The sequence below is a fragment of the Tessaracoccus sp. ZS01 genome (genome assembly GCF_022342445.1).
Taxonomy (GTDB): domain Bacteria; phylum Actinomycetota; class Actinomycetes; order Propionibacteriales; family Propionibacteriaceae; genus Arachnia.
On sequence record NZ_PQFE01000024.1, the window covers coordinates 20,178 to 30,675 of the forward strand.

At 66.6% G+C, this 10,498-nt stretch carries 12 protein-coding genes; 5 read left to right on the forward strand and 7 right to left on the reverse strand.

The genetic code is table 11. The annotated features are described in order from the left end of the window. The first annotated feature begins 7 nt into the window (after nucleotides 1-7). From C3E87_RS13985 to C3E87_RS14735, 3 genes are all read left to right on the forward strand, one after another. Complete coding sequence (locus C3E87_RS13985) at nucleotides 8-892, forward strand: DUF4031 domain-containing protein (RefSeq protein ID WP_076064024.1); 885 nt, start codon at nucleotides 8-10, stop codon at nucleotides 890-892. Nucleotides 893-918: 26 nt separating this feature from the next. Beyond that, nucleotides 919-1,581 carry an O-methyltransferase gene (locus C3E87_RS13990; protein WP_076064026.1) on the forward strand — a complete coding sequence of 221 codons (663 nt, stop codon included), beginning with the start codon at nucleotides 919-921 and terminating at the stop codon, nucleotides 1,579-1,581. A gap of 214 nt (nucleotides 1,582-1,795) precedes the next feature. Continuing rightward, complete coding sequence (locus tag C3E87_RS14735; RefSeq protein WP_255362932.1) at nucleotides 1,796-1,930, forward strand: hypothetical protein; 135 nt, start codon at nucleotides 1,796-1,798, stop codon at nucleotides 1,928-1,930. Nucleotides 1,931-2,398: 468 nt separating this feature from the next. Here the strand turns inward: C3E87_RS14735 and C3E87_RS13995 are convergent, their stop codons facing one another. The 4 genes from C3E87_RS13995 to C3E87_RS14010 form a co-directional block, all read right to left on the reverse strand. Further along, the gene (locus C3E87_RS13995) at nucleotides 2,399-2,947 is read right to left on the reverse strand and encodes a hypothetical protein (RefSeq protein ID WP_143571060.1); all 549 of its coding nucleotides are present in this window, start codon (nucleotides 2,945-2,947) and stop codon (nucleotides 2,399-2,401) included. A gap of 380 nt (nucleotides 2,948-3,327) precedes the next feature. Continuing rightward, entirely contained in the window at nucleotides 3,328-3,960 is a 633-nt protein-coding gene (locus C3E87_RS14000; protein ID WP_076064029.1) for a hypothetical protein, read from the reverse strand. A gap of 84 nt (nucleotides 3,961-4,044) precedes the next feature. Beyond that, nucleotides 4,045-5,154: a hypothetical protein gene (locus C3E87_RS14005; protein ID WP_076064031.1), complete on the reverse strand. Its 1,110-nt coding sequence runs from the start codon at nucleotides 5,152-5,154 to the stop codon at nucleotides 4,045-4,047. 29 nt (nucleotides 5,155-5,183) lie between these two features. Beyond that, nucleotides 5,184-6,077: a ribokinase gene (locus tag C3E87_RS14010; RefSeq protein ID WP_076064033.1), complete on the reverse strand. Its 894-nt coding sequence runs from the start codon at nucleotides 6,075-6,077 to the stop codon at nucleotides 5,184-5,186. Nucleotides 6,078-6,204: 127 nt separating this feature from the next. Between C3E87_RS14010 and tal the strand changes: the two genes are divergently transcribed. Then, nucleotides 6,205-7,281 (forward strand): transaldolase, encoded by a 1,077-nt coding sequence (tal, locus tag C3E87_RS14015; RefSeq protein ID WP_076064035.1) that lies wholly within the window; start codon nucleotides 6,205-6,207, stop codon nucleotides 7,279-7,281. A gap of 81 nt (nucleotides 7,282-7,362) precedes the next feature. Then, complete coding sequence (locus C3E87_RS14020) at nucleotides 7,363-8,364, forward strand: nuclease-related domain-containing protein (protein WP_083665693.1); 1,002 nt, start codon at nucleotides 7,363-7,365, stop codon at nucleotides 8,362-8,364. Between the two features lies 1 nt (nucleotide 8,365). Here the strand turns inward: C3E87_RS14020 and C3E87_RS14025 are convergent, their stop codons facing one another. From C3E87_RS14025 to C3E87_RS14035, 3 genes are all read right to left on the reverse strand, one after another. Then, a complete protein-coding gene (locus C3E87_RS14025) occupies nucleotides 8,366-8,773 on the reverse strand; it encodes a hypothetical protein (RefSeq protein WP_076064039.1) in 408 nt (135 codons plus the stop codon). Nucleotides 8,774-8,864: 91 nt separating this feature from the next. After that, entirely contained in the window at nucleotides 8,865-9,521 is a 657-nt protein-coding gene (locus C3E87_RS14030; RefSeq protein ID WP_076064040.1) for an AAA family ATPase, read from the reverse strand. 117 nt (nucleotides 9,522-9,638) lie between these two features. Further along, entirely contained in the window at nucleotides 9,639-10,289 is a 651-nt protein-coding gene (locus tag C3E87_RS14035) for a hypothetical protein (protein ID WP_143571061.1), read from the reverse strand. Nucleotides 10,290-10,498: the final 209 nt, after the last annotated feature.

A 10,498-nucleotide genomic window follows, 5' to 3' on the forward strand; every position in this document is an offset into this window, starting at 1 on the left:
TAGGTAGATGGCAGTCCTGATCGATCCCCCGCGCTGGCCCGCGCACGGCACCGTCTTCGCGCACCTCGTGTCTGACACCTCTCTCGATGAGCTCCACACCTTCGCCCGCTCGGCGGGGCTCCCGCCGCGGGCCTTCGATCACGACCACTACGACGTCCCCGCTTCCCGCTACGACGACCTCGTCGCCCAGGGGGCTCAGCCCGTCGGCGAGATGGAGCTCATCCGGGCGCTCAGCGCCAGCGGGCTGCGGGTGCGCAAGCCGCAGAAGTCGCCGACGCGGACGGAAGCCCTGGCCGTCGCCCACCGGTCGTGGAGCTACGTCGGTCTCCCGGACGACCTGCGCGATGAGTTGCTCGCCCGGTGGCAGCAACCGGACCGCCACTACCACGACGTCCGCCATCTGGCCCACGTGCTGATGGCCCTCGGCGACCTCGGTTGCACCGACCCCGTCGTCATCCTCGCCGCCTGGTTCCACGACGCCATCTACGACGGCGTCCCCGGCCAGGACGAGGAGGCCTCCGCCCAGCTGGCGGAGGATTCGCTCGCTGGCCTGCTCAGCGCGGCAGACGTCGCGGCGGTCGGCCGGCTCATCCGCATGACCGCGACGCACTCCCCCGGCGACGAGCGCGAGGCGACTCTCTCTGACGCCGACCTCAGCATCCTCGGCCAGATCCCCGGCCGCTACCACGTCTATGTCCGCGACGTGCGCCTCGATTACGCCCATGTCGCCGATGAGGCCTGGCGACAGGGACGCTCCCAGGTGCTGCGCCAACTCCTGGCCAAGGACCCGCTCTTCCACACGGAACTCGCCCGCGACCTCTGGGAAAGCCAGGCCCGCGCCAACCTGACCGACGAGCTCCGCAGCCTGAGCGAGAACCCGCCCGTTTCGTGAGCCAGCGGGGGCACTACGCTCGCAGGATGGCCGACACCCCGACGCCCGAGGCTTTCGATGCCCTCCTCGCACCGCTCGCTGCCGAAGACGACGCCCTTATCGCCGCCCGCACCTCCACCGAGGTGACGCGGCCAGGCATCGAGGTCTCGCCGTCCATGGGCCGCCTCCTCAACATCCTCGCCTCCGCCTCCGGCGCCAAGCGGGTCCTCGAGTTCGGCACGCTGGCGGGCTACTCGACGATCTGGCTCGCGCGGGCCGTGGGGCCCACGGGCCGCGTGGTCAGCCTCGAACTCGAGCGCAGCAACGCGGACGTGGCCCGTCGGAACTTCGAGGCAGCTGGTGTCAGCGCCTGGGTCGACATCATGTGCGGCCCTGCGGCGCTCACGTCCGGGAGGTTGGTGGAGTTGCAGGTCGAGCCGTTCGATCTCGTGTTCATCGACGCGGACAAGGCGTCGCTGCCCACGTATCTGGAGCGCTCGATTGCGCTCACCCGCCCGGGCGCGCTGATCGTGATCGACAACGTCGTGCGGGGCGGCGAAGTGCTCAACCCGGACGACGACGACTCCCGTGGCGTCCGCGCTGCCCTGACTACTGCCGGCGCGGACCCGAGGCTCGACGTCGCGGCCATTCAGACCGTGGGCGCCAAGGGCTGGGACGGGTTCGCGGTACTCCGTCGCACGGCCTCCTGAACCGGGCCGCTACCGCTCCCGGTACGCCGGCCAGCAAGCACCATCCGCGGTGCAGATTCTCACGCTGAGCGTGGGTGGCTATAGAGAATTGTGGGTTGAGCATCCGTTGCCCCGGGCGAACTGTGTGATTCCAGTCCACCCGGGGGTCGGGTGCTCTCCGACAGCTGTGCCGTCGGCTTCAGTAGGGGCGGTTGAGGCCCAGGAGTGATACATAGTGCTGTTCGCGAGATTCACGGTCGAGGTGTTCCTGGTTGACGAGTCGCTCGTCAGGGTGTCGCTCGTTTCGCTCGTACCTGATGCTCCAGAGAAGCATCCAGAGGCCGATGCGCATCGCGACGCGTTCAGCTAGGCCCAGCCGACGCTCAGAATGCTCGAGTAGGTGGTCATTGAGTAGGGGTATTCGTTCCGCTAGGAGCGTGTTCATCAGATGGTTTCATTTCTCTTTTGGGCGCGCAGAATACACAGGAAAATGGCATGCCGATAATCGTCAGCAAAGGGGGTATTGACGGCCCGCAAGGACGCGGGCGCGCGGCAGACCCTCAGTAAACGAGGGTGTCAGAAGGGGTTGTGAACGCGTCAGGCGTTCTGGGAACCCGCAAAGGAGGCAGCCCCGTTGGCAAGGCGCAGGCGGTGCGCGGTAGTGAACTTCAACATGGGACCTCTCCTTTCAATTGCGTATCCAGAGAGAAGGCTATGCCCAATCGCAGACCAATGTCAACACACAATCGAAATGGGCTTGAAGTCACCTTGAAAGCGCTTGATGTGCCCCCACTGGCTGACGAACAGTCCGATGGTGGGCGAGAGAGGCGGGGCGTGATCAGCGGTTGGTGTTGACGGCCTGGTACTCCCCGACGAGGTAGTCAACACTGCGCGACAGCGTGAACGGTAACGTGCCCGAGCGGCCGGCGCCGCTCCAACTGACCGCCCAATGCGACGTCGCCGTCACCTCGTAGGTGCCCATCTCCTCGTACATGTGCCCACAGTCGGGCGACTTCACATTCTTTCCACCCTGCGTCCGAACCGCAGACCATGGCGTGCCCCTCCCGCATGTCACGGTGGTGCCGTCGCCCATGTCCCACTCGACGCGCTCCACCTCGGCCCGCAGGGTCACCGTCACACCGCTGGCCGAATCCGACGAGGTCACCGGCCCCCACTGCTTCTCCGACGGCGACTCGGCCCACATCCAGTTCTGCCACCCCACAAAACTCAGGCGCACATCGTTATCGCCGCGCGGGAACATCCCCAGTTCGACGGCCTCGAGGTCCAGCCGCGCCAACAGGCGCAGCGCCACCTCCCGCGGATCCACCTGTACCGCCTCCGGCGGCGCGGGCAGCCAGCGCGTAGACACCATGCGTGGATCGGGCACGAGATCTCCGCCTGGACGAGTGCAAACGTAGACGGCGCCTTCAGTGCGTCCACCCCACGCGGGATCCGATAGCGGGGGCTGCGGTTCGGCCTTGCGGCACCACGCCGAGGCGAGAGCGCTCCAGGTTCCCATCGGGGTTACACACTCGACGGACCTGCCGCCCCATGTGCACTCTCGGGTTCCTTTGGGCGCTTCGGCTTCGCCTTCATCGCGGCCAGCGTTACCGGAAGAGACGCCCTCCCCCTCCACTTCGTAGAGGCACAGGCCAAGATGGTTGACAGCCCCGCACTCCGGAGCAGGTTCCTCCGCATGAGCAGAAATCGGTACCAGGGCGGACATCAGGAGCAGGAGCAGCACCGTTAAGACCTCGACGAGTCGAATCAGCATTCCTCGTCCTGATCGTTTCGGATCAGGGAGACGCGCCACACTCCGTCGGCCCCCTCCTCCATCACGGCCGTCTCCCTGAACCGAGGGGCCAGTTCTGACGTCGGGTACTCATCCCCGGAATAGGTTTCGACCTTCATGCCACTGCGGTCCAAGCAATAGCTCAGCTCTGCTTGTCGGGCGCCTCCAGGGGTTTCGGTGACATCCCCCAACGTGAGGCCATCAAACGCGATGCCGCCGAGACTTCGGATTTTGTTCTCCCGATGGAGTTCGACATCTCGGAGAATGTGGTTGCTCTGGTCACCCGTCGTGACGTATTGCGTCTCCGAGAAGTCCGTGTAGCCCTCCGGATCGGCGAGGTACTTGGCCAGGACTCTCTGGTACTCCTGCCAACCAGCGATGATGGCCGCAGACTCCGCGTCCTCCGTCGGCAGTTCACCCGGGTACGACTCAAACGTCGTCGGCGAAGGGCTCGGGCTGGTACTCGGCGACACGCTCACACTCGGCGACATCGACGGCGACGCGGACACCATCGTCTTCTCGACCTCAGGCTCCGGCGACTCCACCGCCCCGGCCGTACACCCAACCAGCAACGCAGCGCCGGCAACGGCGGCCACACACAGCCTCATGAAGAACTCCGATCCACAATCCGAGCCCCATCTAAACAACGCCGGGGGTCACTTCCCCTCCCTATCAGCGAAGCTGTGGATAACTTACGGCGACCACCGGTACATCGCCCCGTCGATCCCCCACATCGCAGAGCCGACGGTGAGCGCAAGCGCGACGGGAACCATCACCCACGGCGACACCCGGGCGAACAACCGTGCCAGTGGCAACCACAGTACGAACCACGGCAGCAGCAGCGCCCCCACCCCCTCGACCCGCCCCTGCATCAGCGCGAGCACCACTGCCAGCGCCGCCGGGACGATCACCAGCCAGTGCTCCCTCATGTAGATCAGCACCAGCACGAGCACCACTGCCACGGCCACAGCAACCGCATCCGTTCCGGCACCGGCACCGGCACCGGCACCGGCCCACGTCACGCCGTCGGCCTGACCCGTGAGCACTCCCCACACCCGCACCAGCCCGTCCAGAGGCGACCCTAGCCCGCCATTACGGCCCGCGAACATCTCCGGGAAGCCGCTCGCCGCACCCATGCGGTAACCGACGTACAGCCAGTACAACCCGAGCCCCAACGAGCCCAGGAGGGCTGCGCCCAGCCGGTCAAGGCGCACCTTGGAGCGCCAACCACGTTGGCGTCGGCTACCGCCCACACCCGCCAGCCACCACAGCCACAGCGTCGCCAGGTACGGCAGGCCTGACACGTGGGTCAGCCCCGCGAGCAGTCCCATGATCCCGGCAAGGAAGGATCTGTGGGTCAGCATCGCCCAGATTCCCCACGCCACAAAAGCCGCCACCCAGCCCTCGGCGAAACCCATCGCCTGGAGCTCTGACCGAGGCGCCACGGCCCAGCAGAACGCCAACCAGAATCCGACGGCGCCCGAGCCGAGTTCATAGCCCACCCGCTGGATCCCGATGACCGCCACCACCGAGCCCAGCCAGGCTGCCGCCAACAGCGCCAACTCACCCGGCACCCCGAGGGCCAGCGGGATGTTGGTGAGCCCAGGCAACAGCGGGAAGAACGCGAACCCACCCGGGACCGCCTCCGGGTACCCCTCCCCGGCGATCCTCAGGTACCACCCCGCATCACCGGCCGTCAGTTGGGCGAGTGGGAAGGCGCCCACCACAGCGGCCAGGGCAGCGATGAACACCGCCTTGACCGTCAGGAATGCGCCGACGCCGCCCAGAGCTGATTTCCACACGCCAGCACCCTACCGGCGGGGTCCCACAACTACGCGGTCGGCGGCACCTCGTCACGCCGGGGGTAGGACGCCTGAGCCCCCCGTCGCGTCACGGCGACACCCGCCACCTGCGCAGCGAACGACGCCGCCTCGGCCAAGCCTGACCCCTCCGCCAACCGCACCGCCAACGCACCGACGAATGCGTCGCCGGCGCCGGTGGTGTCCACCGCCTCCACCACGGCGGCCGCGATGTGCATGGGTTCCGACGAACCCTCAGCCACGAACGCCCCCGCACCGCCCATCGTCACCACGGCAGACCGGGCGCCCCGGGCCAGCAGGCCCCGGGCGAGCTGGGCCCCGTCGTCGGGTTCCACGCTCAGGAGGAACGCGGCCTCGGACTCGTTGACCACCAAAGGGTCACATTCGGCGAGCAACTCGGCGGGCAACTCCCGGGCCGGCGCGGCGTTCAGGACCAGGCGCGCGTTCGGCGCGTGCCACACCGCCTCCACCACCGATTCCATCGGGATCTCCAGCTGTGCCACCACGACGGTGGCCTCAGCCAGCAGGTCCGCGTGCGAGGCCACAAACTCAGGGGTCACCCAGCGGTTGGCGCCGGGCGCCACGATGATCGAGTTCTCGCCGTCCGGGGTCAACATGATGATGGCGACCCCGGTGGGCGCCTCCACCCGCGACATCCCAGCCAGTTCGACGCCGGCCCCTGCCAGCGAGCCGATCAGCAGGTCACCGGTCGAATCGGTGCCGACGCAGCCGAGGAACGCCACCCGACCGCCCACCAGCCCTGCGGCGACCGCCTGGTTCGCGCCCTTGCCGCCCGGGGTGAACACCAGGTCTGAGCCGAGGATGGTCTCCCCGCCGTCGGGCCGGTGGTCGATCTCGACGACATGGTCGACGTTCGCCGACCCAACCACGACCACATCCGCCATCTCGGCACCTCCAGCTCTCGACCGCAGCGTTGCGGTCCGATGCCAGACTAACGAATCCGGCGCACCGCGACAGGTGCACCGCAGCGCGACATAGGCTCGAGTCACCACTCCAGGAGAAGGGTTCCCCATGACAGACCGTCTCAAGTCCCTGACAGACGCCGGAGTTTCCATCTGGCTCGACGACCTCTCGCGCGACCGCCTCACCACGGGCAACCTCGCCGAACTCATCGCGACGAAACACGTCGTCGGGGTGACCACGAACCCCACCATCTTCGCCAAGGCCCTCAGCGACGGCGAGGCTTACGCCGAACAGCTCGCGGATCTCACCGATGTCGACGAGGCCATCCGTCTGGCCACCACCACCGACGTGCGCGACGCCGCAGACCTCTTCTGCGACATCTACGCCTCCAGCAACGGGTTCGACGGTCGCGTCTCCATCGAGGTCACCCCGGACCTGGCCCACGACACCGACGCCACCGTCACCCAGGTCCAGGAGCTCTACGACACCGTGGGCCGCGAGAATCTCCTCGTGAAGATTCCCGCGACCAGTGCGGGTGTCCCCGCCATCGCCGAGTCGATCGGGCGCGGCATCTCCGTGAACGTGACCCTCATCTTCGACGAGGGCCGGTACCGCGAGGTGATGGACGCCTACCTCACCGGCCTCGAGACCGCCGACGCGGCCGGGCGCGACCTCAGCAAGATCCACTCCGTCGCGTCGTACTTCATCTCCAGGGTCGACGCCGAGATCGACGCCCGGCTGGAGAAGCTGGGCCGCGAAGAACTGAAGGGCAAGGCCGCCATCGCCAACGCCCAGGTCGCCCTCGGCGCCTACGAGGAGGTCTTCGGCTCCGAAAGGTTTGCCGCGCTGAAGGCGAAGGGCGCCAACCCGCAGCGACCCCTCTGGGCCTCCACGAGCACGAAGGACCCGTCCTACCCGGACACGATGTACGTCAGCGAGCTGGTCGCCCGCGGCGTGGTCAACACCATGCCCGAGAAGACCCTCGAGGCCTTCGCCGACCACGGCGTCGTCGGTCGCCCCATGGAAGGCACCGAGGAGGAGGGCCGCCGGGTCCTCCGGGAGATTTCCGACGCGGGCGTGGACCTCGCTGACGTCTTCCAGGTGCTGGAAGACGAGGGCGTGGAGAAGTTCGCCGTGAGTTGGAGGGAACTCCAGGAGACGGTCCGCGCCGCGCTCACCTCCTGACCTGCCACCCCATAGGCAACTGCTCACCCAAGAGCGTGGATCCTGGAACGCGCGCGCCTGTTCCTGGCTAGGGTCCTGCCTATGGGGGAAACACGGTCAGCACCGGATTTTGCTTTCGACGGGCAAGGCATCAGCCAATCCCGCGGCAGCCAACGGCCCAGTTACAGCGATTGGGCACCCGCTGGCGCCCCTCCACCTGATCCCACGGTTGACCTGCTCTACTCGACGGCGGGCTCACGGCTGTCGGCCCAGGCTCAGGCGGCGCGCGCGGCCGAGGCGACGGGCCCATTCGTGCAGCAACCCTATGGTCCTGCTGCCGCCCCGTCGCCCTGGGAGATCGGCAGGGTGGGCGAGCAGGTTGTGGCGCACGAGTTGATCCGGCTTCGCGAGCTCGACCCGCGCTGGGGCTATCTCCACTCCATCCCCGTCGGCCAGAACGGTGCCGACATCGACCACCTGCTCATCGGCCCCGGCGGAGTGTTCACCATCAACACCAAGCATCACGCGGGCGGGAAGCTGTGGGTGGCCGGTGGGACCTTCATGGTGAACGGGTGCCGACAGCCCTATGTGCGCAACAGCAGGCACGAATCTCAGCGCGCCGCACGGCTCTTGGCCAGAGCACTGGGCAGGCCCATCCCCGTGGTTGGTGTGATCGTTCCGGTGAAGGCCCGGGCGCTGGAGGTCCGTGAGCAGCCGGGTGACGTGTGGGTGATCCCGTGCGAGCACCTCGCAGGCTACTTCTACTCCTGTCGGCCCGCCCTCCCCCAGGAGACGGTGATCGCGATATTCGACGAAGCACGCAAACCTCAGACCTGGTTGACGAAGGCCGCCCCACAGACAGAATGCGCACCGCGGTCGCAGCAACCCGGTCCCACCCAGGAACCGATGGAGACGGATTCCTTCACATTCCGACGGTGGCGCAATTTCGGACATGACCGCCTCTACGTCGCTCGCAAAGCAGATGGCCATCAGCTCGGCTATTGGAATCTGGGAACGAACGGCTCACACCCCACGGATGACGAAGTCAAGGGCGAGTTGGGCCTTGCCTTCTACGAATGGAAGCAGGCCAACGGTTCCGAGTAGATCACGCCTGCGCGCGCTGGTGTCCTCCCGGGCAACGCTCCGCTCGCCAGTGCAGGTGGCAGTAGAACGCACCACACTCCACACAGTGGCCGAGCAGGTCGTCGCTCACGGACTCCAGAGCCTCGACGTCACCCTCGGACAACCGACGGTGGAGCGCTGCGGCGCTGTCGTCGTCCAGTTCGATGGCCTCACCCACCACACCGTTGTCCAGCCCGCCGGCCTGCATCATCATCCGCCAGCCGTCGGTGTCCGTCCGGTTGGAGTGCAACTGCTGGGAGCGGGCATCCCAGCATCCCCAGCGCTCCGGCATGTCGCCTGGCCCGAGCACCTCGAAGACCCCCGTGCTCAGGCCGCACTTGGCGCACTGCGGCGCGAAATAGAAGCCGCGGCGGCCGGGGTGCTGACTCATGAATCCCAAGATACGACAACCCGGAGCACGAACCGGTCCTGCAGCGCGGCAACCTGCTGTCCACGGACTTCTGCGGTCACGCCACGAGGTCCTAGTCCTTGTAGAGGGGGACTTCCTCCTCGAAGCGCTGCTCGATGGTCTGTAGCAGGATCGGGTCGACGCCCACCTCGGCGATCTTGGGACCGCCGTTGGAGCCGAACCAATCGCGGGCAGAGTCGATGATCCGCCGCACGGCCTCGTCCTCGTTCACCTGGGAGGTGTCCACCACCAGGTCATAGCTGTCCTCTGCTGCCCAGTTCTCCCCGTAGTAGCGGCGGACGAAGCGGGTCTTCGTGTCAACATCGCGCTCGACCAGCTCCGCGGCGACGCCCCGGGACACCCGATTGTCTTCCATGACGCGCCTGACCCGGTCCTCGTCCGGCGCCGTCACGAGCACATTGAACACGTCGGAGTGCCCCTTCAGCACGGCGAAGCCGCCGCGCCCCAGGATGACGACGTCGTATTTGGCGGCCAAGGTCACCAGCGTCTTGTTCATCCAGTCGATGGTCTGCGCGGTGTTCTCGTTGAACAGGTCGAGCAATGTCGGTGGCTTGTCGTAGAGCTCCGAGAGCCTGATCAGTCCGAATTCACTGATGACGCGATCGACGAAGGGGCGGTCCGCGAACTTCCAGCCCAGCTCCTGGGCTACCCGCTCAGCGATTCGCCCACCGTACGATCCAAGTTTGCGGGAAACGGTGATGGCACTCATGTCAGTCCCTCCTCAGGGCGCGCAACGGTGCGCCTGCTCGGGTACCCAGTCTACCCGGCGGGACCCGAATATGTCACGACATTCCTCCCGCTGACAGCCCCTGCCCGGCGGTACAGATCAGGATTCGATGACGCTTTTCGCACGTGCCATCTCACTCGCGGAGTCCAGCGACAGTTCGGGAAGCGCGGGATCCATGCTCCGGTACTGGCCCGGACCGATCTCCTTGAATCGACCCTGAGCCATACCCGCGGTTACGTAGCGACCGTGCTTATCCACCCCCACCAGGAAGAGTAGATCCGGCAGGTCGCTCGTCAGCTCAGGCGTGCCGCCCACTTCGTAGGCGACACCGTCCACCACACCGCCCACCTCGAGGATCTCAATCTGATCGCCCGCCTCGAGGTTGCCCGCGAACGACTCTGTGACCACGGCGTTGTAGACCGTCGTCGGAGTCGCCAGCTCCTTGAGTTCGGCTGGGGACGGCGTATGCGTGGTGCCTGCGTAAGGGTTGATGAGTGGGTCGTCGGAACTGTAGTCGGGGAGCATCAACTCGCCGCGCCATCCGACGATCCGCACCGAGACCATGACATCCGACTTCGCTGCCATGTCATCAATAGTTTCGTAGAAGACCGGCGACGCCAGGATAACTACCGTGGCAGTGGGAGACCGGGGTGCCGGCGTCGGCGTCGCGGCACCGGAAGGAGACGCCGAAGTCGCCGTTGCCCCGCAGGCGGTGAGCATCAGGGCGAGCCCGAGAACGAGTCTCTTCATGGACACAAGCTTCCGGTAGCGGGTGAGACGTGGAGTCTGTCGAAATGCTACCGATACCGTACGCCAGACGCCGACGACCCCGCTGAGGGCGCTGCGAAAGGGTCTGTAAATGCAACAAACCCCCCGAACGAGGTTCGGGGGGTTTGCTATAAAGAAGTCCGGCGGCGTCCTAGTCTCCCACGAGGTCCCCCTCGCAGTACCATCGGCGC

Coding starts and splice junctions, on each gene's coding strand:
- C3E87_RS13985 (WP_076064024.1), top strand. CDS start 8: ATGGCAGTCCTGATCGATCCCCCGCGCTGGCCCGCGCACGGCACCGTC.
- C3E87_RS13990 (WP_076064026.1), top strand. CDS start 919: ATGGCCGACACCCCGACGCCCGAGGCTTTCGATGCCCTCCTCGCACCG.
- C3E87_RS14000 (WP_076064029.1), bottom strand. CDS start 3,960: ATGAGGCTGTGTGTGGCCGCCGTTGCCGGCGCTGCGTTGCTGGTTGGG.
- C3E87_RS14010 (WP_076064033.1), bottom strand. CDS start 6,077: ATGGCGGATGTGGTCGTGGTTGGGTCGGCGAACGTCGACCATGTCGTC.
- tal (WP_076064035.1), top strand. CDS start 6,205: ATGACAGACCGTCTCAAGTCCCTGACAGACGCCGGAGTTTCCATCTGG.
- C3E87_RS14020 (WP_083665693.1), top strand. CDS start 7,363: ATGGGGGAAACACGGTCAGCACCGGATTTTGCTTTCGACGGGCAAGGC.
- C3E87_RS14025 (WP_076064039.1), bottom strand. CDS start 8,773: ATGAGTCAGCACCCCGGCCGCCGCGGCTTCTATTTCGCGCCGCAGTGC.
- C3E87_RS14030 (WP_076064040.1), bottom strand. CDS start 9,521: ATGAGTGCCATCACCGTTTCCCGCAAACTTGGATCGTACGGTGGGCGA.
- C3E87_RS14035 (WP_143571061.1), bottom strand. CDS start 10,289: ATGAAGAGACTCGTTCTCGGGCTCGCCCTGATGCTCACCGCCTGCGGG.